Below are 23,983 nucleotides of genomic sequence, written 5' to 3'. Positions count from 1 at the left end.
ACTATTACTCTTTTATAAAGTAAATATCGCTAAAGCCCATACGGGCAAACTCTTGGTCGCGAAAATTACGCACCGACGCTGAGCCTTTCGAAGTCATTTCGATTTGCTGTACCATAGATAAATAATTAGTAAGATCGATACCCTCAGCGGCGGCAATTGCCTGATACATGTCGTGGTATTTATCTTTAGCGAAATTAATTTCGCGCGGTTGGTTTTTAAATGTATAGGTTATTCTGCGTGCCATATTAAGCTCATTTCGATTGCGAATTAGGGTGATTTTACACTGTATTGAATCACCATTGAATGATTTTTTTAAAATGAAATAATAAAGAGATAAAAATGAAATTGACAGTAGAGATCAGCAAGTACCCACTTCATCAAGACTATATCCCGTTTATAAAAGGCTTTATAGATCGCTTAAACGAGTACGATAATTTAAAAGTAATTACTAATACCTTATCAACGCAAATTTTTGGTGATTACGATTTAGTAATGCAAGTGTTAAGTACCGAAATTAAACGCTCGTATGAAGAGTTTGGTAAAGCTATTTTTGTATGTAAATTTCTATCTGGCGATTTGTCTCCACAATAACGGCTAATATGCATATTAGTAGTAACACGGAACCACACAATATGGATTTTTTAACACAAACCTTAAGCGGTTTTACAGCAATGTCGCATTGGGAGTATATTGCAGTGGGGCTGTCTATGGCTTATTTATTATTAGCAATAAAAGAGAGTTTATGGTGTTGGCCAGCCGCATTTTTTAGCACCCTTATTTATACTATTATGTATTGGAATGGCGCGTTATTAATGGAGTCGTTACTGCATTTTTATTATATGTATATGGCGGTGTTTGGTTGGCTAGTATGGCGTAAAGGCAAAACTAACAACGATAGTTTAAGTATTACCTCATGGTCAATGAATCGTCATATAATATTGATAATAGTGACCAGCATAGTTGCTCTTGCCATTGGTTACTTTATGAAAAATTACACCCATGCAGACTTTGCTTACCTTGATAGCTTTACAACCTGTTTTGCGGTAGTTACTACTTATTTAGTGGCAAAAAAAGTACTCGAAAATTGGCTGTATTGGATTGTAATAGATGCCGCGTCTATGTATTTATATTACGAAAAAGGCTACTACCCAACGCTCGCGCTCTTTATTTTTTACACCATAGTGGCTGCATGGGGGTTTAAAACTTGGTACGAAGAGTACGAGCAAAAACAAGCTAAACCTATAGCGCAGTTATAAGACATTCATGCAGTCAATTAGCGATATTATCAACGGGTTTAATGCACAATTAACACTACTTAGTAGTGAGCGATTACATAGTGGTTTAAGCAATGACAACTTTTTAGTGCGCGCTGCGCTAAATAATCAACAGTATGCTTATTTATTAAAAAGTTACCGCGATCACTGGCCTACATTAGGCTTAGCTGCACAAGCTCGATTTGCACAGATGCAATTGTGCCCTAAACCACTTTGGTTAGACAAAGCTAACAGGCTCGCTATTTTTGAATACATAGAAGGCGACACAGCCCAAAGCAATTATACCCCTGAGCTAATTAAAAAGTTGGTTTGCTTACATTGTCATAATGTGGTTAGCGAGGCGATGAATATAAAGCAAGAGCTGGATTTTTATCAACATACAGCGTTATATCAACAATATAGCCAAACTGTAGGTGTGGCGGTAGCAGAAATAGAAAAGCTACCACGTGATGAAGGCTTTTGTCATAATGACTTAGTAAAAGAAAACATCATAGAGAACCCGCAAGGCATGTTTTTAATCGATTTTGAGTACGCCAAAACCAACGACGTTTACTTTGATTTAGCCGCAATAGCTGTAAGTTTTGAACTAGACAGGGAAGGTAAGCAACAGTTACTTAAAACCTATCAACAGCAGTTACCGCTTTCGCAACGCTTTTACTGCTCTATTAATAAGCTAGAGTATTATCAAGTAGTGTTTTTAGTACTGTGTGTTTGCTGGTATAGCGATCGCTCAATAAATGAAAAAGTGATGCCTCTGTGCGCGCAATTAGACGCATTGATAGCGCTGCAACATTAACTTATCTCTTAAGTGGCTAATTTAAGCTAGTAGCCCACTTGGTTTTTAGCAACAAATAGCTGATTTATCAGCTACCACTAAGTCTTTTATTTAAAAGCGTTTAAATAATAAGCATATGAACGAATGGCGCTAGCATTTACCTTTAGATGTCTTTATCATTACGCATGCCAAAGCATTGATATCGCGAGTTGATGTGGCGGCAACAAATGTGCTCTCGTGGTGAAATGGATATCACGTGGCCCTCCGGAGGCTGAGTTGTAGGTTCGATCCCTACCGAGAGCGCCATTTGCATTCCTCTAATACACTTGCTAACTTTTAGTATTATCCTTTAAAAAATATTCAACATGACTTATCTACCAATTAAATGTGGCGACTACGATCAGCTTGAGCTTTATTGCATGCGTGCAAATAAAGTGGCTATCACATTAGATACCCAAACCTTAGTGGGTGTTGCTAAAACCTTAGAAAATATTAAAGGCGAAGGCGAGTTTTTGGTGCTGCAAGAGCCAACAAACAAAATAATAAAAATACGGCTAGATAAAATTAAAACGATTTCACTCGCTTAGTTTGTAGCTATTTATTACTAGTAAAAACTTTAAAAGTAGACATTTAAGGTTAAAAAGTGCTATTTAAGAGACACGCCTTATAATTGTAGAACCTCCCGCACTTATGCTTATCACTTTACCTATATCTGAGCTTGTCCCTGGCATGTTTGTTGACAATGTTACCAAGCAGCATGAAAACATTAGTAGTATAAAAATCAAAACCAGTGGACTAGTGCGAGATAAGTCAATAATTAAGCGTTTAGTAACAGAAGGGGTGCTAGAGCTACTCATTGATTTTACTAAAAGTGATGTTGAGATACCCGCCAAATACAAACCGAAAAATAAAGCTAAAGTAGCTAGCAGCCAAGAAAAGCCAGCTAAAGCTGCTGTCGCTATAACGGTAGAGCAAGAGTTTGCAAAAGCGAGCGTAAGCTATGAGCAGCATAATCGCAAAATACAGGCTTTATACGGTGACTTAACAGCAGGGCTTGCGCTTAATATAAATGTGTTGGATGAAATTGCCGGTGAAATAGTGGCATCGGTATTTAGAAACCCCAATGCAATGACCATTCTTACCCGCCTTAAAGACAAACACAGCTATAATTGGCGTCATATGATCAACTGCGCCATTTTTGCAGCAGTATTTGCTAAATACTTAGGCTATGAAGAGCCTACTGTGCAGCAGCTTGCAATGGGGGCATTGCTGCATGATTTAGGACAGGCAAAGGTGCCGCAGGGTATATTATCAAAGCAGACTAAAGTCACTAATAATGAGTTTGCAGCAATAAAAAAACATGTTGTACAAAGTTTAGGTTTAGTTAAAGGCGAAAAAGGGATCACACCGTTAATGCTTGATATGATAGTGAATCATCATGAGCGATTAGATGGTTCGGGTTATCCGCGAGGCCTTAATGCAGAGAAATTAAGTCGCCCTGCACGTATAATGGCTATTGTAGATGTGTATGACGCGATAACAGCAGATAGGCCTCACCAAGTCGGTGACGAGCCAATAAACGCACTGCGTTATTTGCTCGCTAACAAACAACTGTTTGACGCTGAATTAGTACAACACTTTATTAAATGTTTGGGTGTGCATCCGGTAGGTACTATTGTAAAGCTGACCAATGAACGTTTAGCACTGGTACTTGAGGGCAATAACCTTAATCCCATTAAACCTAAAGTTAAACTATTTTATAATGCGAAGTATGGCCACCATGTTACGCCAAAAGATATTGATTTGAGCGACCTGAGCCAAGAGCTTAAAATTATTGCCAGTGTTAAGCCCCTTGATTATCAGATTAACTTGTCTCGTTTATTAAAAGAGCACTTACTTTTATAGCGTTAGTACATTTGCGTTTTTGGCTTTGTTTAGCCGAAATAAACGCACCTAAAAAGCAACTTGCCATTAATATTAACCACAATAAAGTACCAAGCTCTACATGCAGCGCTAAACAGCAAAATGTTAGCGAGATTAATGCACAAGTAATAGCCGCCAACCAAAAGTGATTAACTGGATTGTCACATTGCCCAGCACGAGTACACGCACAATAGTTTGCTTTATAAAAACAAAATACACTTGCGCCACAAAAAATAAGCCCAGTCAAAATAAGTAAAATGCTCACCGTTTTCTCTCATCATCGTTTTATAGAGAGTGTAGATTGCAGCGCATTTCAAGTCAATTCAAATGAGAATCAATTACAATTAGAGCTTGTGCTCTAATAGCACACTTCTAGTCCGATGAGTTTTAATAAGTTGTTAAATGGTCGTTAAAAAACGTGTTTTTTACTGTTTTTTGACGTGTTTGTAGAGTTTTTTATAAAAAATTAATGTAGTGTGATCAGGTTTGAAATCCTAATAACAACACACATAGCTACCCAAACAATAAGTTTGGTTAAGGAAACAACAATGAAATTTACTAAAACTTTAATCGCAGCGTCGCTGGTACTTGTTTCAGCAGATAGTTTTGCTGCAGCATTTCAGTTATCTGAGCAAAATGCCTCAGGACTCGGTCGCGCCTATGCAGGTGAAGCTTCAATCGCAGACGATGCGTCTGTAGTAGCTCGTAACCCAGCATTAATGTCACTATTTAAAGAAAAACAAATATCAGTGGCGGGTATTGCTGTACTTCCTGATGTAAGCTTAAAAGGCACTGATACAAATAACGGTTTAGATCCAAGCGTGCTAAATAATGACAGCATCGCTCCTAATGCAATTGTACCTGCGGGTTACTTTACCATGCCAGTTAACGATAAAGTGTCAGTTGGCTTTGGTGCATTTTCTAACTTTGGCTTAGCCACAGAATTTAATGGTGACTATGCTGCAGGCCAAATAGCTGGTGAAACAGAAATTGTAACAGTTAACTTCAATGCCAGCGTTGCTTATAAAGTAACAGAGCAATTTAGTTTTGGTATTGGCTTAAACTATATTTATGCAGATGCAACGATAATTCGAAAAGTGGGTGCGAACCCTAATATTCCAGCTTCAACTGATGCGGTTCACTTAGAAGGTGACGATACTGGTTTAGGTTTAAATTTAGGCTTAATGTATCAACTTGATGAAAACAGCCGCTTTGGTTTTAACTACCGCAGCGAAACCGATATTACTTTTGAGGGGACTTTCTCAAGCGCAGCTAAATTATTACCTGAAATGCCAGGTTCTGTTGAAATTACACTACCAGCTATTGCTGAATTTTCTGGTTCTCATCAGTTAGATGAAAAGCTTGGTTTACACTACAGTGTAATGTGGACAGGTTGGAGCAGCTTTGACAAGTTAGAAGCAAAAGTAAACGGACCAGCAGGTGAGTTTACAGGATTTGAGAAAGAAGAAAATTTCTCAGATTCTATGCGCTACGCAATAGGTTCTGATTACCAGTACAGTGAAAACCTATTATTACGTGCCGGTGTTGCGTTTGATGAGTCACCAGCGGATAAAAACCATATGTCGATTTCTATCCCAGATACAGACCGCTTTTGGTTCTCGTTTGGTGGTAACTACGCAATTGATCAACATTCAGACTTTGATTTAGGTGTGAGTGTACTACGTGGTAAAACACAAAACTTCACTGAAAAAGATAATTCACAGCAAGAATGGTCTTTTGAATCAAAAGGTCATGCATTGCTAGTTGGTGCTCAGTACAACTATAAGTTTTAATGCTTGCCTAGAGCCTAGAGCCTAGAGCCTAGAGCCACAAAAAAGCCGCGCTATGAAATTACATAGCGCGGCTTTTTAATGCCTATATAAATGTTCCGGGCTAATGCCCGAAAACTAAATTATAAGCTTTCTATTTTTGCTTTTTGCTCAAGTAGCTTAGTTTTAGCATCGCTAAACTCAGCTAGTTTGGCATTTTCTTTAGCAAGTACAGCTTCTGGTGCGTTGTTAACAAACTTTTCGTTAGCGAGTTTATTTTGCACTTGTGCTAGGCCTTTTTCGGCTTTTTCGAGTTGTTTATTAATACGTGAAAGCTCGGCTTCTACGTCAATTAAACCCGCCATTGGGATCATAATTTCAAGATTACCAACATAAGACGCTGCACACGCAGGCGCATCATCTTTATTTTCGAGCATGGTGAACTCTTCAATTTTTGCAAGTGATGCTAAAAATGAGTTGTTCTCCTCAATGCGGCGCACGTCGTCGCTCGAAGCATTTGCAAGTAATACGCTAAGCGGCTTGCTTGGGCTAATGTCCATTTCACCACGAATGTTACGAATTGCTAAAATGAATTGTTTAACCCACTCTAAATCGTCCATTGCTTTGGCATCAACGCTAGCTGCATTATAAACAGGGAATGCTTGTACCATAATACTGGTGTTCTCTGTTTCAAGGCCTGCAAGTGGTGCTACACGTTGCCAAATAGTTTCGGTGATGTATGGCATCATTGGGTGCATTAAACGCAACAAGCTTTCAAGTACGGTAATTAGTGTATTACGTGTACCGCGTTGCTGTGCTTCACTGCCTTTAAATAATACCGGTTTAGTTAGTTCTAAGTACCAATCGCAAAATTGGTGCCAAGTAAACTCGTACAGGGTGTTAGCAGCTAAGTCAAAGCGGTAATTATCTAAATGCTCAGTATAACTTTTAACAGTTGACTCAAATTGACCTAAAATCCAGCGATCGGCTAACGACAACTCTTTTTGTGCATCGGTTGCAAAACCACAGTCTTGCTCTTCTGTGTTCATTAATACGTAACGACTCGCGTTCCATAGTTTGTTACAGAAGTTACGGTAGCCTTCAAGGCGGTTCATATCCCAGTTAATATCGCGACCGGTAGAAGCCATTGCTGCAAGCGTAAAGCGAAGGGCATCGGTGCCGTGTGCTTCAATGCCGCCAGCGAATACTTTGCGGGTATCTTTTTCGATTTTAGCCGCTAATTTTGGCTGCATCATGTTACCAGTACGCTTTTGTACTAACTCTTCAAGTTCAATGCCGTCAATCATGTCCAGTGGGTCAAGTACGTTACCTTTTGACTTAGACATTTTATCGCCGTTGTCGTCACGTATTAAACCAGTTACATACACGGTTTTAAACGGCACTTGTGGTTTACCATTTTCGTCTTTTATAAAGTGCAGCGTCATCATGATCATACGCGCAACCCAGAAGAAAATAATATCAAAACCAGTTACCAGCACGTCAGACGGGTGGAAGGTTTTTAAATCATCAGTGTTTGCAGGCCAACCTTGAGTTGAGAACGTCCAAAGCGCTGATGAGAACCAGGTATCAAGTACGTCTTCGTCTTGGCTTAGTGTTACGCTGTCTGCAATGTTATTTTCGCGGCGTACTTCAGCTTCATCGCGACCAACAAATACGTTGCCTTCGCTGTCGTACCAAGCTGGAATGCGGTGGCCCCACCAAAGCTGGCGTGAAATACACCAATCTTGTACGTCGTTCATCCACGAAAAGTACATGTTTTCGTATTGTTTAGGTACAAATTGAATGTCGCCGTTTTTAACCGCTTCTTTAGCCGGCTCTGCAAGAGGTGCAACACGTACATACCATTGGTCGGTAAGCAGTGGCTCAATTACCACACCCGAGCGGTCGCCGTAAGGAACGGTTAAACCATGATCTTCAATTTTTTCAAGTAAGCCTAGTTCTTCAAATTCAGCTACAATCGCTTTACGCGCAGCAAAACGGTCAAGCCCGTGTAGGCGCTCAGGAATTGGTGCATCAAACTCAAGTTCTTTGCCATCAAAGCTGTAGGTTTCGCCTTGAGTAAGAATAGCGGCGTCTTTATCGAAAATGTTGATCATCGGCATTTTGTGACGCTTGCCTACTTCGTTATCGTTAAAGTCGTGCGCTGGGGTTATTTTTACACAGCCCGTACCTTTATCTTTATCGGCATGTTCATCGGCTACAATTTTAATACGGCGATTAACAATGGGTAATAAAATCTCTTTACCAATTAAATCTAAGTAGCGTTCGTCATCAGGGTTTACTGCAACGCCCGAGTCGCCCAACATAGTTTCTGGGCGAGTTGTTGCTACCACTATGTAGTCTTTACCATCTTGAGTTTTAACACCGTCGGCTAGTGGGTAACGTAAGTTCCACATGTAGCCTTGCTTGTCTTTGTTTTCAACTTCAAGATCAGAAATAGCAGTGTGTAATTTAGGATCCCAGTTTACTAGGCGTTTGCCACGGTAAATTAGGTTTTCTTTATGCAGGCGTACAAACACTTCTTTAACGGCTTCAGATAGGCCATCGTCCATGGTAAAACGTTCACGATCCCAATCAACCGATGCGCCAAGGCGACGAAGTTGTTTAGTGATTGTGCCGCCCGATTCTTTTTTCCATTCCCAGATTTTATTTATAAAATCTTCGCGGCCTAAATCGTGGCGTGTTTTGCCTTCTTCAGCATGCAGTTTACGCTCAACCAACATTTGCGTTGCAATACCTGCGTGGTCTGTACCTACTTGCCATAATGTATTGTTACCTTGCATACGTTTAAAGCGCGTTAAGGTATCCATTATGGTGTCTTGGAAAGCGTGGCCCATGTGTAAGCTACCAGTGACATTTGGCGGCGGGATCATAATTGAATACGGGACGCCTTGGCCAGATGGTTTAAAGTAGCCTTTTTCTTCCCAGCCTTGGTATAGAGACTGTTCAATATCTTGCGGATTGTAGGTTTTATCCATTACACAGAACCTTAAATAAGTACTTAAATTAGTTGGTTAGCTATTTTACTAAAAGTGTTTTTAGTTATTAATATCTTGCGTGGTGATGTTGGCACCGAGTTGGCGTAGCTTTTTAAAACGCTCGCGAGCTGCTTGTTTAGCAACGGCTTCTACGGGTACAAAATCAAAAACTTGGTTAAAGCGGCGAATAAAATCCGGTAAGTTATTAGCCAAGTTAATTAAAACTTTACGATTGCCAACAGGGGGCGTAGTACCAATTTCTACCGGTGCGCCGCCTTTTGGGCCTTCACCTTGTAGGTTGTGAGGTACAAAACTGTCGGGATCAAATGCCCAAAGTGTTTCATCAATGGCAAAGGCGGTATTTTCGTTATCTACACAAATAAATACACGTTGGCCAAGCCGATACTGATCAGCGGCAATTTGAGCCGCCAAAGCAAAATGATCATCAGGCTTAGCCAGCGACTCATCTTGTTGCTTTAGAACGAAAAATTGGGCGTTCATGTTCATTGTATCGGGGTTTCCCATGACATTGAATGTGTAGCTAGTTAATACACATAAATTAAGAGGCTGATTTTGCCATATAACGGGTTTTGCTTCAATTAATACCCAAATAAATAAGGCGCCAAACGGCGCCTTATTAAGTAGCTAAGCGGTATGCTTAATCTTGAGCGGCTTCGCTTACGCCGGCTCTGTTTAATAAATATTGAGTAAGCATAGGAACAGGGCGGCCTGTTGCGCCTTTTTTAGCGCCACTGCGCCATGCCGTGCCTGCAATATCTAAATGTGCCCAGTTGTACTTTTTAGTAAACTTAGATAAAAAACACGCTGCGGTAATAGTACCAGCTGCACGGCCCCCTAAGTTAGTAAAGTCGGCAAATGGGCTCTCTAGTTGATCTTGATAGTCGTCCCATAGCGGTAGTTGCCATGCACGGTCGCCACTTTGCTCCGATGCTTTTAACAACTCATGCGCGAGCGGATTATGGTTAGAGAGTAAACCGGTTGCATGTGCGCCTAGTGCTACAATACAAGCACCTGTTAATGTGGCTACATCAATAACGGTTTCTGGCTCAAAACGCTCTACATAGGTTAGTGCATCACATAATACTAAGCGCCCTTCGGCATCAGTATTTAATACTTCAACGGTTTGCCCCGACATAGTGGTTAAAATGTCACCTGGGCGATATGCATTTGGCCCCGGCATATTTTCGCAGCCGGCTAAAATACCAATCACGTTAATAGGTAACTGCATTTGTGCCAGTGCACGCATTGCACCAATAACACCTGCAGCACCGCCCATGTCGTATTTCATTTCGTCCATGCCTTCGCCAGGTTTTAATGAAATACCGCCCGAATCGAAGGTTAAGCCTTTACCAACTAATACGATAGGAGCTTGATCATCTGCGCCGCCTTTGTAGTTAATTACCGACATAACCGATTCGTTCACACTGCCGCGACCAACAGCTAAGTAAGAGTTCATACCTAGCTCAGCCATTTGCTCTTCGCCGATTAGATCAACAGTAATGTTGTCAAAATTAGTTGCTAGCTGTTGTGCTTGCTCGCCTAAATACGCAGGGTTACAAATATTAGGTGGCATATTTGCTACGTCTTTACATAGCTTACTACCGGCAGCAATAGCTAAACCATGCTCAATAGCGCTTTCGCCTATAGTTAGCTCGCGACGCGTTGGAACATTAAACACCATTTTACGCAGTGGACGACGTGGGTCTACTGTTTTACTTTTTAGTTGATTAAAGGTGTATAAACAATCTTGGGTGGTTTCTACTGCTTGGCGCACTTTCCAGTAGGTATCGCGACCTTTAACGTGTTGCTCTGTTAAAAAGCATACCGCTTCCATAGAGCCGGTGTCGTTTAAGGTATTAATTGTTTTAGAAATAATTTGTTTATATTGCTTATCGTCAAGCTCGCGCTCTTTACCACACCCTACAAGCAATATGCGCTCGCTTAAGATGTTTGGTACATGATGCAATAATAAAACTTGGCCCGGCTTTCCTTCTAGGTCACCTCGGCGAAGTAAATTTGAGATATAACCATCACTGATTTTATCGAGTTGTTCACCAATGGGGGATAACCGACGAGGCTCGTATACACCAACTACAATACATGCGCTACGTTGTTTTTCTGGGCTACCACTTTTTACGTTAAATTCCATTGTCACTCCTGATTTTGAGTCATCTTTAGAAGCTAAGCAGAAACTAAAAATATTTTTAGTCTTATATACCTAAATTATTTAGGTGTAGCTCTAATCTTAGCTGATTTTGCCCGACTCTTACTGTGTAATTGAACTTTATCTGCTTAAGGGTCACTAATGCAACATTATATCGTGTTGTTAGGTAGGATAATTAATTTTCATGGCTTATAATATTAGATCTATACTCGGCAACGCTGAGTAAAATCATGACTAACTATAAACTTTCACTATTGCAGTGACACACCATGTTTAACAGGGGCGACTATTGCTTATTTTTCGTTATTTGACTGCTGAGGTTTTAAAATCGCAGGTCGCCGTATTTTTAACTTTGATGACCATTTTTTTGTCGCAAAAGTTAGTTAGTATTTTAGGCGATGCCTCTGAGGGCAGTATTCCTGCTAAATTAGTGCTATCGATGATCGCACTTAAATTGCCGCAGTTAGCCTCGTTAATTTTACCATTGAGTATATTTTTAGGCATAATTTTGGCCTACAGCCGTATCTACGCCGATAGCGAAATGACCGTGCTTAAAGCCTGTGGTGTAAGTGAATGGTATGTGGTTAGAGTGACGCTTATATCAAGTGTGGGGTTGGCTATTTTAGCCGCCGCGCTCACTATGCATGTTGCCCCTTGGGCAAGCGAGCAAGAGTATCAATTAAAAGAGCAAGCTAAAGCCGATGCGGGATTATCTGCATTAAGGGCAGGTCGCTTTCAGCAAACCGGTAACGAAAAAGCCGTGGTGTTTATTCATAACATTGAAAACGGTGGAAAAGAGCTTAATAAAGTATTTGTAGCGCAACTCCCCGATAGCGAAAAAGACAACCTTGCACGCCTAGTTTATGCAGAGCAAGGTGTTGTAATTGAAGCGCAAAATGGCGAACAACAACTCGTTCTTAGCGACGGCAAACGCTATGAAACTGATGGCTTAACGCCGGCGCTCAATTTAACCGAGTTTGACGGTTATAGTGTACAAATACGTGAGCAAGAAATAGAGCACCAACGCCGTAAATTAGAAGCAATTCCTACTAATCAATTGTTGGCACTTAATACTCCAGAGGCAACCGCGCAGTGGCAATGGCGTATTGCTATACCGCTTTCTATTCCACTACTGACACTATTAGCAGTACCGTTAAGTGTGGTTAATCCACGCCAAGGTAAATTTGCTAAGTTAGTGCCGGCAATTAGCTTGTACTTAGGTTATTTTATTTTACTTAACGCTGCTAAATTTGCTGTTGAAGATGGCAAAATACCTCCCTCTATTGGCCTTTGGTGGATTCACTTAAGTGCCTTATTTATTGGCGGACTATTAATAATTAAAGGACGACCACTTGGCGCTTGGCTTAAAGCGGTAATTACTAAGCGGGAGTTGGGCGCATGATGAAAACCCTTGATTGGTATTTAGGTCGCAGCATTTTACAAACCACCGGCTTTGCATTATTGGTACTGGTAGGCATTAGCACCTTAATTAAATTTATCGACCAGTTAAAGTCAGTTGGCCGTGGTAGTTACGATTTAATGACCGCGATGCTCTACACGCTTTACACAATACCGGGCGATTTAGTGGTGTTTTTTCCGATGGCCGCGCTTATTGGTGGCTTAACGGGGTTAGGAGCGCTTGCCTCAAACAGCGAGCTGGTGGTAATGCACGCTGCAGGTATGTCGCGCTTACAAATTATAAGCTCGGTAATGAAAACCGCCGTATTTATGGCGCTATGTATGATGGCATTAGGCGAGTGGGGAGTACCCGAGGCGCAATTACAAGCTAAAGAAATGCGTAACCAGGCAATTCATGGTGGCGATGTTTTTAATGCGCAAAAAGGCGTATGGGCAAAAGACGGCAATAACTTTATAAATATAGAAGATGTAGATCAAAATGGTAAATTAAATGGTGTGCATATGTACCACTTTGATCAGTCGCTATCGCTTACACAAATAACGAAGGCAAAAGATGCGCTAAGTCGCGAAAACGGCTGGTTACTGCGCGGCGTCAATAAAGTAAAAATAAGTGATGAGCTTATTACTACAGAGCAAGTGCCTGAGGAGTTTTACCCATCACAACTTACTGCTGAAAAGCTGGGTGTGGTGTCGGTTAAACCTGAGTCGCTATCGTTTACTGGGTTATGGTCTTACTTAGACTATTTAGAGCAAAACGATCAAGATACCAGCACCTATGAACTCGCGCTTTGGCGCAAACTTATGCAGCCAATATCTATCGCTGTAATGTTGCTAGTTGCACTGTCGTTTATATTTGGCCCGTTGCGTACCGTCACTATGGGTGCACGTATTATAATGGGCGTAGTTACGGGTATAGTGTTTCATCTAACCAACGAAATATTCGGTCCTGTGGTTATGGTGTATCAAATACCTGCGTTTATTGGCGCTGTAGTGCCTAGCATTATATTCACCGGCTTTGCTGCTTACTTAATGAATAAACGCGCATAAAACTAGTTATAAAAAGGTAGTTACAAAAATACCTTGAAACAAAAAAGCGTGGCTACTTTATAAAAGTGCCACGCTTTTTTGTGCTTATAAATTACAGTGTATTACTTTTAATTAATCAAGCTCACGGTAAATACGCTTGTTTTCTTCTTTGGTGAGTGCAATAACTTCGGTTTTAGAAAGATAATCTTGCAAAGCTTTTTTATTTTTAAAATCAACCAATACCACTAAATTACCTAAACCAAGTAATGCACTAACGCTGCGAATTATTGCTTGCGGCCAGCTAATAAGTTGCCCATCTAGAGTTTGTACTTTTAAGCGCCATGCGCGCATGCCAATGGTTTGCCCGCTTTTAGTCCAAAAATAAGCAAAAAAGAATACGTTTACTCCAATAAACAACGCACTTCTAATACCAGAGAGTAACGTGGAGTCTTGTATTAAAGCAGCAGGATCGTCAGTTTTAACTATCATTTCTAAAGACGTTAGTAGCTGAATGACTGCAAAGTAGAGTATGGCAGTAAGCATAGATAAAGAAATTACGACCAAGGCATCATAAATTAACGACGCCAAACGACGCCAAAAGCCAGCTCGTGGAAATTCATTCAACATAAAGATACTCTCACTATTAATATGCGCGCTAGTTTAGCAAATAGGCTGGTAAATACTACCTCTTCAGTAAGGCATTAAAGCGCTGCGCAGAGTTAAATGTTAATGGTTGCTTAATTGTTAAGCGGTTGATTGTACTTATGTCATAAAACGCTTGCCGCTACCTTTATTGATTGTATAATGCTTAGCATAGAGACGAAGGCAGTTTTATAAACCTAAGCTCTAAAGTGGTTTTTCTTTATCTTCTGGTATTTAGAAGGTTAAAGAAAAATTATGCCAGCGTGATGAAATTGGTATACATGGGGGATTCAAAATCCCCTGCCGAAAGGCGTGCCGGTTCGAGTCCGGCCGCTGGTACCACTTTTTATAGCCCCGATCAAATTGGTCGGGGTTTTTTTATGCCTACAGAAAAGTGCAAACGGACACAACCCGCCGGACTCGAGCGGCACGCGGGAGTGCCGCTGTTATAAGTTAAGGTCCGGCCGCAGATGCCACTTTTTATAGCCCCGATCAAATTGGTCGGGGTTTTTTTATGCCTACAGAAAATAATAAAGGCAAGCAGCACAGAAGTTGTCTTGTAATGACTACTTTATTTAAAGCATGATTACTCTAATAATCTGATGTGATCAGTATTTTACTTAATACCGCTTTATTTGGGCCGTTTATTAAATCGGCCAAGGTGTACTGATCTAAGCAATTAAAAAAGCTTTCTATTGCGTGTGAAAGTACTTTTTTGAGTTGGCATGCTGGTGTAATAATACAAAAGTTATTTTCACCAAAGCACTCTACTAATGCAGACTTCCCCTCAAAAGATCTAACTAATTGGCCTATGTTTATTTGTTCTGCAGCGTGATTTAGTTTGATCCCACCATTTTTTCCTCGGGTACTATTTATATAGCCTTGTGCACTTAATTGTTGCACCACCTTCATTAAGTGGTTTTTAGATACGCCATAGCATTCAGCTATCTCTTTTATTGTTTTAATTTCGTTAGTATTTTTATTTATAGCGAGGTAAATAAGTACGCGTAATGAGTAGTCGGTAAAACGAGAAATATTCATCTGTTGGCCTTTTGCTAATAAATTAAATTATATATTTAATTTATTAGCTCTACAGTACTTTTTTATTAATTACAGGCTGGTTATTAATTAACGTTACTTTTATTGATCTAAACATGCATTTTGTTTGCATGTTTAGGTGTATGTTAACTATGAGCCAATAATAACTGGTAATAATGCTAATTTTAGTCGTGGTTTGGTTACTTACGAAATAAAAAAGCAATTTTGTAAAAATAAACATTTATTTCAACATAATAAAGTACCTATGGAGAGTAGCGATATGCGTAATCGTCAGGGGGATAGCAATGAGAGAATATAAAAGGTTATGGTGGGCCCTTTTAGGGGTCGTCGCAGTCACCTTTTCATTATTAGGTTACTACGGCACAGAAATTTACCGTGAAGCACCGCCAATACCAGCCGCGTTTGTATCAGAAAGTGGCAAAGTGTTAACCACAGAAGAGCAAATACTTGACGGGCAAACTGCGTGGCAATCTGTTGGTGGCATGCAATTAGGTTCGGTTTGGGGGCATGGAGCTTATCAAGCGCCAGATTGGACAGCTGACTGGTTGCATCGCGAGTTAGTGAGTTGGTTAAATTTAGCTGCAGAAGATCAATTTGGCACAGCATACGATGAACTCAATGAGCAGCAACAGCATATGCTGCGCTATGATCTTAAAAAAGATTATAGAACAAATACTTATAATACAAAAACCAACACTGTGAGCTTATCGCCGCGACGTATGCAGGCAATAGCGCAAACCAGTGATTATTATAATGCGTTGTTTGGTGGTGCAGCTGAGCTGCAGCAAACCCGTGCTAACTATGCAATGAAAGAAGTTACTTTGCCCAGTGCTGAGCGCAGGGCACGTTTAAACGAGTTCTTCTTTTGGACGGCTTGGGCGGCATCTACTGAGCGTTTAGATGGGAATGCAACCTATACCAATAACTGGCCGCATGAGCCGTTAATTGATAATAAACCCACTACCGAAAACATAGTATGGTCGCTGGTCAGTATTGTGTTACTGGTTGCAGGAATTGGAGCATTAGTGTGGGCGTGGGCATTTTTACGCAGGCAGGATGACGAAGAGCCAATCGTGCCAAAAACAGATCCTATTTTATCTTTTAACTTAACGCCTTCGCAAAAATCTTTAGGTAAATACTTATTTTTAATTGTAGCTTTGTTTACCTTTCAAATATTTGTAGGGGCATTTACCGCTCATTATACCGTTGAAGGGCAGGGCTTTTATGGCGTGCAAACCTCTGAATGGTTCCCCTATAGTTTAGTGCGAACTTGGCATATTCAGTCGGCGTTATTTTGGATTGCAACAGGCTTTTTAGCGGCTGGTTTATTTTTAGCCCCAATTATTAATGGTGGCGAAGATCCTAAGTTTCAAAAGCTGGGTGTTGATGTATTGTTTTGGGCGTTAGTATTGGTAGTAGTTGGCTCGTTTATTGGTCAGTACTTAGCAATTGCGCAAATAATGCCGCCAGAACTAAATTTTTGGTTAGGCCATCAGGGCTATGAATACATTGATTTAGGACGACTATGGCAAATTGGTAAATTTGTTGGAATATTGCTGTGGTTAGTATTAATGATGCGTTGTATTACACCCACTTTAAATAAAGAGGGTGATAAAAACTTACTGGTTTTATTTATGCTGTCGGTAATTGCGATTGGCTTATTTTATGGTGCGGGTTTTTTCTACGGCGAGCGTACGCATATTTCAGTAATGGAATATTGGCGCTGGTGGATTGTGCATTTATGGGTAGAAGGTTTCTTTGAAGTATTTGCCACAACAGCACTGGCCTTTATATTTTTTAATATGGGTTTAGTGTCTAAACGTATGGCTACAGTGGCTTCGTTAGCGTCGGCTTCGTTGTTTATGTTAGGCGGTGTTCCGGGGACTTTCCATCACTTGTACTTTTCGGGTACAACTACACCCGTTATGGCTGTAGGTGCAACTTTTAGTGCGCTTGAAGTAGTGCCACTTATAGTGCTTGGTCATGAAGCATGGGAGCATTATAAATTAAAAACGCGTGCGCCTTGGATGGAAAATGTTAAATGGCCAATAATGTATTTTGTAGCCGTTGCATTTTGGAATATGTTAGGTGCAGGTGTGCTGGGCTTTATGATCAACCCACCAATTGCTTTGTATTATATTCAAGGACTTAATACCACAGCAACACATGCTCATGCAGCTTTGTTTGGCGTTTATGGCTTTTTAGCGCTGGGCTTTACACTACTCATATTAAGATACATTCGCCCGCATTTAAAATTTGATGAAGGCTTAATGAAAACCTCTTTTTGGTGGATGAATATAGGGCTAGCGTTAATGCTATTCACTAGTTTATTACCGGTTGGTATTATTCAATTTGTTGCCAGCGCATCAGAGGGGCTTTGGTATGCACGTAGCGAAGCATTAATGCAAAGCGATACTTTGGTAACGCTACGCTGGGTGCGCACCATTGGTGATGTAGTATTTATGGTGGGCGCATTAGCGGTTACTTGGCAAGTTGTTAAAGGTGTATTTAGCTCGCCAGAAAAAGCAGTTAAAACGCCCTAGTTATATTGTAAATATATAAAGTTAAACAAAAATGACGCTAAACAGCGTCATTTTTTATTGGTGTTTTTACTCTAGTGAGTTTTAGTTACTATGTAGTTTATTAAATGTTTTGCATAATAACTCAAAATAGCCGGGTAATTATTTGCATTGCTCAGTGCATTGCGCATTATCTACTTACTCACGTCAAAATTTTCTATAACAGCACTGCACAGTGTTGCTAAAGGCAGATAATAAAAAGGAACACAGATGAAACGCTCATTAATCTCATTAGCTATTGGCTTAGCAAGCCTAGGGGCATTTAATGCCAGTGCCAATATTAATATCGATAAACAGATAAATCAGGTTGAAGATAAGGTGATTGAATGGCGTCGCGATTTTCATCAGCACCCTGAGTTAAGTAACCGCGAAATACGTACCGCTGCGATTGTAGCACGCCATTTAAAAGCCTTAGGGATGCAGGTTGAAACTGACATTGCTTACACAGGTGTAGTGGGGATTTTAAAAGGCGGTAAGTCGGGGCCAACAGTAATGCTGCGTGCCGATATGGATGCACTGCCAGTAACCGAAAAAGCCGATGTGCCTTTTAAATCACTGGTAACTACCAAGTATAATGGGGTTGATGTTGGGGTTATGCATGCCTGTGGGCACGACACGCATGTGGCTATGCTAATGGGTGCAGCTGAAGTATTAGCCGCTGTAAAAAATGAATTACACGGCGATATTATGTTTGTGTTTCAGCCAGCAGAAGAAGGCGCGCCACAAGGCGAAGAGGGCGGAGCTGAGTTAATGTTAAAAGAGGGGATATTTAAAAAGTATCAACCCGATGTGGCGTTTGGCATTCATGTTATGGCGGGATTAAACAGCGGCCAAATTGGTTATCGTAGTGGCCCAATTATGGCCAGTGCCGATCGCTTCGAAATAACGGTAAAAGGTAAGCAAACGCATGGTTCATCGCCTTGGGGTGGGGTCGATCCTATTTCAGTTGCTGCACAAATTGTCTCAGGGGTTAATCATATTGTTAGTCGTCAAATAGATATAACTAAAGAGCCTGCCATTATCTCGTTTGGTAAAATAGCTGGTGGCGTACGTAATAATATTATTCCCGATAGTGTAGAAATGGTAGGCACTATTCGTAATTTTGATATGGATAACCGCCAACAAATTTTTGAAAAATTAACCACTACAGCTACGCATATTGCTAAAGCGTCGGGAGCCGAAGCACAGGTAAATATTTTTAAAGGTTACCCAGTAACGGTGAATAACCCAGAGCTTACCGCGCAAATGTTGCCAACACTTAAAAATATAGTAGGTAAAGATAACCTGTTTGATGTGCCAAAAGTAACCGGCGCAGAAGACTTTGCTTTTTATGCGCAGCAAGTACCGGGTTTATTTTTGTTTTTAGGCGGCACGCCAACAGGGCAAGATGTAAAAACAGCACCAACCAACCATTCGCCGTATTTTTATGTTGACGAGTCAACGCTTAAAGTGGGCACTAAAGCAATGAGCCAGCTGGCGATTGACTATTTAGCTGCACAGCAAAAAAACTAACATAAACTTAGCTCACGCTAGGATTAAATAAATTACGGGCGCTAATAGAAGAGGCGTCCGTGTTGTTTTTTGCAGTAATTAGCGTGTAAAAGCATTAGCAACTAGTATCAAAGAGCATAAGAAAGTACTCTCAAAGGTGTTTTTTTTACCAGTTCGGGTATTATCCGCCCCAACATAATTGATCGGTTGTAATTTATGACTCATTTAAGTGCAAAAGAAAATATTCAAGCCATTGTTAAAGCTATTAAGGCTGAAGAGGCGAAGCTACGCGCTAAGCATCCATTATTAACGCATCAAAATACCTTGGGATTGGTTATTTTACTGTTATCTCTTGGGGCATTAGTTGGGGTTGGCTTTTTATATTATTTAGCCATTATTCCTGCGTGGTTATGTATTATTTTAGCTGCTATGGCTGCATCTATTTCGCATGAGTTAGAGCATGATTTAATTCATAAACAGTATTTTAGTAATCAGCCATTTATGCATAATTTTATGATGCTAACCGTGTGGTTAATGCGCCCTAATACTATCAGCCCTTGGTATCGTCGTAAGTTACATTTACACCATCATAAAACTTCAGGCACACAACAAGACCTAGAAGAGCGCTTAGTGGGTAACGGTATTAAAAATCCTTTGTTACGCGCGTTGGTTATTGTGGATGGCTTATTAGGCTTATTAATTAACGCCAAACGTTTTTCTAAAGAAATTAAAGGCTTTCACTTTTTTAAGATATTTAATGCCGGTTTTCCTATTACCACCGCTTACTTTATTGTTTTATACAGCGTAATTATATTTCATGGCGTTAATTTATTTACTGGGCTTGCACAAAGCTCGCCGGCTTGGTTATTAAGCACTATGTCGCTATTTGAGTTTTTAATGGTGGTGTTAATTGTACCTAATATTGTGCGCTCGAGCTCGCTAAATTTTGTTACCTCGTGCATGCATTACTATGGCGGTGTAACCAATATGCTGGAGCAAACCCATGTGTTAACCAGTCGGGTATTTATGCCGTTTCACTTGTTTTGTTTTAACTTTGGTAAAACCCATAGTATTCATCACTTTGTGCCAAATCAGCCATTTTATTTACGCCAAATGCTAAGTAAAAAAGTGCTAAATGTAATGCGCGAACATGGCGTGCGTTTTAATGATTTTGCCAGTATTAAACAGGCAAATTTTTATAATGCTAACGCCAATTAAACTTTTAATTTAACTAAAACACCGTGGTAGTAATGATTGCAAAACCCACTGAAAATGAGCTAATTGCGCAATGTGTTGAAGCAATCAATTCAACTGGTTTTGCACAAAAAATAGTTAATTACATTGCTCATTTAGTGCAATTTGACTGCGCGGTGATTTTAGGCTGTAGAGCCCATAAACACCCCATTTATTTATACGACTCGATAGATACTCGACGCGAGTTATTGTTTCAGCGCTATTTAACCAATTCGTTTATTAACGATCCCTTTTATATTGAACTGTCAAAAAGTGGCCATGAAGGTGTGTATCGGTTAGTCGATATCAGCGCAAATAAAGACTTAGCAGCTTATACCCAATACCAGCAACAGTTTTATAACGAAACCGGTTGGGTAGATGAACTAAGTATAAGTGTGCGCACAGATGAGAGCCGCTGGATTGTTATTTATTTAGGCTTTTTAGAAAGCAAACAACGCTTTAGCGCCGCACAAAAAAGCACCTTAATAGCTCATTTTAGCCTTATAAAAGCATTATGCCGCCAACATTGGGGCAATAACTTATTATTGCTTGGGCCTTTAACTACCACAGCTACAGGGCAATTAATTGAGCGTGGCTTAGCTACCTTTGCCAACGAGCAACTTACCACCCGCGAGCGACAAATAGCTATGCTATTAGTGCAAGGCTGCGACTCTAACGATATTGCTAAGCAATTAAATATCACCTTAGGTACAGTTAAAAACCACCGTAAACGTATTTACGCACAATTAAAAGTGTCTTCGTTGAGTGAGTTTTTTCAGCTGTTTTTAAACCACTTAATCACTAGTGAGTAAGATTAGTTAACATAAATATTTGCCTTGCCTTAATACTACTTTCGCACCGTTAAACAGCGCTTCTACTTAAATTGATTAATATAAAGTACTTTCTATCCCTTTAGGGATATATGGTTGTGTAGCAGCTTTAATTAGTATTTTTACCCTAACTAATTAACACATGTGTGTGGGATAAATACAATGACAACACAATTACTGGAAGATATTACACATCGCGGCCTGGTTTCTCAGGTTAGCGATTTAGCGCAGCTTGAGCAGTTATTAGCAACTTCACAAATTGTGTATTGTGGTTTTGATCCTACCGCGGGCAGTTTACATATTGGCCACTTAGTACCTTTGCTAATGCTAAAGCGTTTTAATGATGCCGGCCATAAAGCGGTGGCATTAATTGGTGGCGCAACCGGGTTAATTGGCGACCCAAGCTTTAAAGCCACCGAGCGCAGCTTAAACAGTAAAGAAACCGTACAAGGTTGGGTAGCAGATTTAAGCTCACAAGTAGAGAGCGTAATGAACCCGCATTTAAGCGAGCCAATTCAATTAAAAAATAATGCCGACTGGTTTAGCGGTATTGAAGTGTTGGATTTTTTTCGCGATGTAGGTAAGCACTTTTCAATTAATAATATGATCAACCGCGAGTCGGTAAAGCAACGTTTGCAACGCCCTGATCAAGGTTTATCGTTTACTGAATTTAGTTACACTTTATTGCAGTCGTACGACTTTGCTAAATTAAATAGCGAACTGGGTTGTAGTGTGCAAATTGGCGGCAACGATCAGTGGGGGAATATAGTAAGTGGGATTGATTTAACCCGCCGCTTAAATAAGCAAACTGTGTATGGATTAACTTTGCCACTTATTACTAAATCAGACGGTACTAAGTTTGGTAAAACGGAAGGCGGCGCAATTTGGCTTGATCCGAAAAAAACCTCACCGTATCGCTTTTACCAATTTTGGTTAAATTGTGACGATGCCGATGTATACAACTTTTTGCGTTTTTACACCTTTTTATCGGTAAAAGAAATTGAAGCCATTGAAGCGAATGACATTACCAGCCAACAAAAGCCTCAAGCGCAAGGTATTTTAGCCGAGCAATTAACCCGCTTTGTACATGGCGAACAAGGCTTAGCAAGCGCGCAGCGCATTACGCAATTATTGTTTAACGGCCAAGTACAAACACTCACCTTGGCAGAGCTTGAGCAATTAGAGCAAGATGGGCTCGCCGTACACGCTATTAGCGACGCGAAAATTAATATTGCTGAGTTACTGGTTAAAAGTGAACTGGCCAGCTCAAAGCGTACTGCACGTGAGTTAATAAACGCGAATGCGATTAAAATTAATGGCGAGGCCATTACAGATGAGCACGCACAGTTAGATTTTCCGCTGTTTGATCGTTTTTGGGTAATGCAGCGTGGTAAAAAGCAATTTAGGCTTATTAAGTTAGCTTAAAGTGTTACAGGCGTGTTGAATTGAACATCCTATGAAATAAAAAACGCACATAGCCTGTCTACTAATTAGGTTAATAGCCTTTTTGAGGTAGTACTATGTGTAGTTCAATGAAACGTAGCCGTGAGGTAAAAAAGTTACAGCTTAACTTTGAAGACGATCTTAGTAATGAGCAACGCTTGCGCTTTGCTGCTAAAGCAAATATAGCGCAAGCGCGCCGTGATGCGCTTAATAAAAACAGTGCTGATAAGCATATTGCTAAATCACGCTTTTTTAATTTATTTCGTTGGTTTAAACAGTATTTACCATAAATTTAGAGGCACTAAATAGTTGCTTTAGGCTGTGGTGTTTTATTGCTATGCAGGTACACTTTTAGTATAAAACTCGTGTAATACCGAAGCACCCTTAAGGGTGGAGCTCGTTAAAAATAATGGATATATAAAATGAACATAACTGGAAGCTGTTACTGCGGCGACATAAAATACCAAGCGAAAACACAAAGTAACACGCTATTAGTGTGCCACTGTAGTGATTGCCAACGCATGTCGAGTGGGCCATTTAGAGCGGTAATAATGAGTGAGCCTAACGGCGTTACTTTTACGCAAGGTAAGCCTAAAGAATATATAAAAACGGCGCAAAGTGGTAATAAACGTGCGCAAGGGTTTTGTGGTAATTGTGGCACCTCACTTTATGCTACCAACGAAGCGACAGAAAACCGTGTATATGGCCTTAGAATAGGGGCGGTTGATCAACGCGATGAGTTTACGCCAGTAGCGCAAATTTGGTGTCAGTCTAGCGTTAGTTGGTTGAACGATTTAGTGCAAGTGCCTGCATTTGCCACCACCCCAAAAAATTAGGTTTATGATGAAAAAAATAACATTAATTACCTTATTCGCCAGTGTATTGAGCAATGGTTTTGCTAATGCAAAAAACAGTGATATTGAGCACTTAAATGCGGCCTCAGCAAGTTTACCTTTTTCGCAAATTGTAAGGGTCGATAATACCTTGTATATGTCGGGTCAAATTGGGCTTACAAGCAGTGGTAAACTAGCACAAGGTGGTTTTGCAGCAGAGACTAAGCAAACGCTCGAAAATATAAAAAGCACCCTAGAGCAGCATAATTACAGTATGAAAAACATAGTAAAGTGTACGGTTATGCTAACCGACATAAATGACTTTAAAATGTTTAATAAAATATATGCTGAATACTTTACCCCGCCATATCCTGCGCGCAGTGCGTTTGCAGTAAAAGCGTTAGCACTAAATTCAGTTGTAGAGGTTGAATGTATTGGCGCTGTTTAAGCTAAATATATAAAAAGTACTAAACTATAATTAGTTATAAAAGTGGGCAAATGAT

23 protein-coding genes and 2 tRNA genes are annotated in these 23,983 nt (G+C 40.3%); 18 read left to right on the top strand and 7 right to left on the bottom strand.

The window, feature by feature from the left end:
- Positions 1 to 4: 4 nt before the first annotated feature.
- The gene (locus PNIG_RS13530) at positions 5 to 244 is read right to left on the bottom strand and encodes a DUF2960 domain-containing protein (RefSeq protein ID WP_011329083.1); all 240 of its coding nucleotides are present in this window, start codon (positions 242 to 244) and stop codon (positions 5 to 7) included.
- Between the two features lie 95 nt (positions 245 to 339).
- Between PNIG_RS13530 and PNIG_RS13525 the strand changes: the two genes are divergently transcribed.
- The 6 genes from PNIG_RS13525 to PNIG_RS13500 all read left to right on the top strand — a co-directional run bounded on the left by PNIG_RS13525 (position 340) and on the right by PNIG_RS13500 (position 3,954).
- The gene (locus tag PNIG_RS13525) at positions 340 to 591 is read left to right on the top strand and encodes a hypothetical protein (RefSeq protein ID WP_011329082.1); all 252 of its coding nucleotides are present in this window, start codon (positions 340 to 342) and stop codon (positions 589 to 591) included.
- A 41-nt stretch (positions 592 to 632) separates the two neighbouring features.
- Positions 633 to 1,256, top strand: coding sequence for a nicotinamide riboside transporter PnuC (pnuC, locus tag PNIG_RS13520; protein WP_041454551.1), 624 nt, complete (start codon positions 633 to 635; stop codon positions 1,254 to 1,256).
- 7 nt (positions 1,257 to 1,263) lie between these two features.
- A complete protein-coding gene (locus tag PNIG_RS13515) occupies positions 1,264 to 2,070 on the top strand; it encodes a phosphotransferase (protein ID WP_089368702.1) in 807 nt (268 codons plus the stop codon).
- A gap of 210 nt (positions 2,071 to 2,280) precedes the next feature.
- Positions 2,281 to 2,355: transfer RNA gene (locus tag PNIG_RS13510), tRNA-Arg, on the top strand.
- 59 nt (positions 2,356 to 2,414) lie between these two features.
- Entirely contained in the window at positions 2,415 to 2,636 is a 222-nt protein-coding gene (locus tag PNIG_RS13505) for a Rho-binding antiterminator (RefSeq protein ID WP_041454550.1), read from the top strand.
- Between the two features lie 103 nt (positions 2,637 to 2,739).
- Positions 2,740 to 3,954 (top strand): HD-GYP domain-containing protein, encoded by a 1,215-nt coding sequence (locus tag PNIG_RS13500; protein ID WP_089368701.1) that lies wholly within the window; start codon positions 2,740 to 2,742, stop codon positions 3,952 to 3,954.
- On the opposite strand, the gene PNIG_RS13495 is transcribed toward PNIG_RS13500, so the two are convergent.
- Positions 3,914 to 4,237: a hypothetical protein gene (locus tag PNIG_RS13495; protein ID WP_041454548.1), complete on the bottom strand. Its 324-nt coding sequence runs from the start codon at positions 4,235 to 4,237 to the stop codon at positions 3,914 to 3,916. The genes PNIG_RS13500 and PNIG_RS13495 overlap by 41 nt on opposite strands.
- A gap of 283 nt (positions 4,238 to 4,520) precedes the next feature.
- On the opposite strand from PNIG_RS13495, the gene PNIG_RS13490 reads away from it, so the two are divergent.
- Positions 4,521 to 5,765, top strand: a complete 1,245-nt coding sequence (locus PNIG_RS13490; RefSeq protein ID WP_011329076.1) for an outer membrane protein transport protein — start codon at positions 4,521 to 4,523, stop codon at positions 5,763 to 5,765.
- Positions 5,766 to 5,884: 119 nt separating this feature from the next.
- Here PNIG_RS13490 and PNIG_RS13485 read toward each other — a convergent pair whose 3' ends face one another.
- The 3 genes from PNIG_RS13485 to pepA form a co-directional block, all read right to left on the bottom strand.
- Positions 5,885 to 8,740, bottom strand: a complete 2,856-nt coding sequence (locus PNIG_RS13485) for a valine--tRNA ligase (RefSeq protein WP_089368700.1) — start codon at positions 8,738 to 8,740, stop codon at positions 5,885 to 5,887.
- 60 nt (positions 8,741 to 8,800) lie between these two features.
- Positions 8,801 to 9,247 carry a DNA polymerase III subunit chi gene (locus tag PNIG_RS13480; protein ID WP_058374054.1) on the bottom strand — a complete coding sequence of 149 codons (447 nt, stop codon included), beginning with the start codon at positions 9,245 to 9,247 and terminating at the stop codon, positions 8,801 to 8,803.
- A gap of 151 nt (positions 9,248 to 9,398) precedes the next feature.
- Positions 9,399 to 10,910, bottom strand: coding sequence for a leucyl aminopeptidase (pepA, locus tag PNIG_RS13475; RefSeq protein WP_058374053.1), 1,512 nt, complete (start codon positions 10,908 to 10,910; stop codon positions 9,399 to 9,401).
- Between the two features lie 304 nt (positions 10,911 to 11,214).
- Between pepA and lptF the strand changes: the two genes are divergently transcribed.
- Positions 11,215 to 12,327: an LPS export ABC transporter permease LptF gene (lptF, locus tag PNIG_RS13470; RefSeq protein ID WP_011329072.1), complete on the top strand. Its 1,113-nt coding sequence runs from the start codon at positions 11,215 to 11,217 to the stop codon at positions 12,325 to 12,327.
- A complete protein-coding gene (gene lptG, locus PNIG_RS13465; RefSeq protein ID WP_089368699.1) occupies positions 12,324 to 13,391 on the top strand; it encodes an LPS export ABC transporter permease LptG in 1,068 nt (355 codons plus the stop codon). The genes lptF and lptG overlap by 4 nt, the downstream gene beginning before the upstream one ends.
- A gap of 111 nt (positions 13,392 to 13,502) precedes the next feature.
- On the opposite strand, the gene PNIG_RS13460 is transcribed toward lptG, so the two are convergent.
- Positions 13,503 to 13,997: an RDD family protein gene (locus PNIG_RS13460; RefSeq protein WP_089368698.1), complete on the bottom strand. Its 495-nt coding sequence runs from the start codon at positions 13,995 to 13,997 to the stop codon at positions 13,503 to 13,505.
- A 272-nt stretch (positions 13,998 to 14,269) separates the two neighbouring features.
- On the opposite strand from PNIG_RS13460, the gene PNIG_RS13455 reads away from it, so the two are divergent.
- A tRNA-Leu gene (locus tag PNIG_RS13455) sits at positions 14,270 to 14,354 on the top strand.
- 249 nt (positions 14,355 to 14,603) lie between these two features.
- Here PNIG_RS13455 and PNIG_RS13450 read toward each other — a convergent pair.
- Complete coding sequence (locus PNIG_RS13450; RefSeq protein WP_011329069.1) at positions 14,604 to 15,053, bottom strand: RrF2 family transcriptional regulator; 450 nt, start codon at positions 15,051 to 15,053, stop codon at positions 14,604 to 14,606.
- Between the two features lie 302 nt (positions 15,054 to 15,355).
- Between PNIG_RS13450 and PNIG_RS13440 the strand changes: the two genes are divergently transcribed.
- The 8 genes from PNIG_RS13440 to PNIG_RS13405 all read left to right on the top strand — a co-directional run bounded on the left by PNIG_RS13440 (position 15,356) and on the right by PNIG_RS13405 (position 23,928).
- Complete coding sequence (locus tag PNIG_RS13440; protein ID WP_089368696.1) at positions 15,356 to 17,614, top strand: nitric-oxide reductase large subunit; 2,259 nt, start codon at positions 15,356 to 15,358, stop codon at positions 17,612 to 17,614.
- A 246-nt stretch (positions 17,615 to 17,860) separates the two neighbouring features.
- Entirely contained in the window at positions 17,861 to 19,162 is a 1,302-nt protein-coding gene (locus tag PNIG_RS13435; protein ID WP_089368695.1) for a M20 family metallopeptidase, read from the top strand.
- A gap of 195 nt (positions 19,163 to 19,357) precedes the next feature.
- Positions 19,358 to 20,359, top strand: a complete 1,002-nt coding sequence (locus PNIG_RS13430; RefSeq protein ID WP_011329065.1) for a fatty acid desaturase — start codon at positions 19,358 to 19,360, stop codon at positions 20,357 to 20,359.
- 32 nt (positions 20,360 to 20,391) lie between these two features.
- On the top strand, positions 20,392 to 21,186 hold the full coding sequence (locus PNIG_RS13425) for a LuxR C-terminal-related transcriptional regulator (protein ID WP_011329064.1): 795 nt from the start codon (positions 20,392 to 20,394) through the stop codon (positions 21,184 to 21,186).
- Positions 21,187 to 21,366: 180 nt separating this feature from the next.
- Positions 21,367 to 22,629: a tyrosine--tRNA ligase gene (gene tyrS, locus PNIG_RS13420; protein WP_089368694.1), complete on the top strand. Its 1,263-nt coding sequence runs from the start codon at positions 21,367 to 21,369 to the stop codon at positions 22,627 to 22,629.
- Between the two features lie 95 nt (positions 22,630 to 22,724).
- Complete coding sequence (locus PNIG_RS13415) at positions 22,725 to 22,937, top strand: hypothetical protein (RefSeq protein WP_011329062.1); 213 nt, start codon at positions 22,725 to 22,727, stop codon at positions 22,935 to 22,937.
- 132 nt (positions 22,938 to 23,069) lie between these two features.
- Positions 23,070 to 23,483, top strand: coding sequence for a GFA family protein (locus PNIG_RS13410; protein WP_011329061.1), 414 nt, complete (start codon positions 23,070 to 23,072; stop codon positions 23,481 to 23,483).
- 4 nt (positions 23,484 to 23,487) lie between these two features.
- Positions 23,488 to 23,928, top strand: coding sequence for a Rid family detoxifying hydrolase (locus PNIG_RS13405; protein WP_041454544.1), 441 nt, complete (start codon positions 23,488 to 23,490; stop codon positions 23,926 to 23,928).
- The last annotated feature ends 55 nt before the right edge of the window (positions 23,929 to 23,983 follow it).

Source organism: Pseudoalteromonas nigrifaciens (assembly GCF_002221505.1).
Classification (GTDB): domain Bacteria; phylum Pseudomonadota; class Gammaproteobacteria; order Enterobacterales; family Alteromonadaceae; genus Pseudoalteromonas; species Pseudoalteromonas nigrifaciens.
The sequence above is the reverse complement of the archived record's forward strand: the minus strand, read 5'-3'. Positions and strand labels throughout refer to the sequence as shown.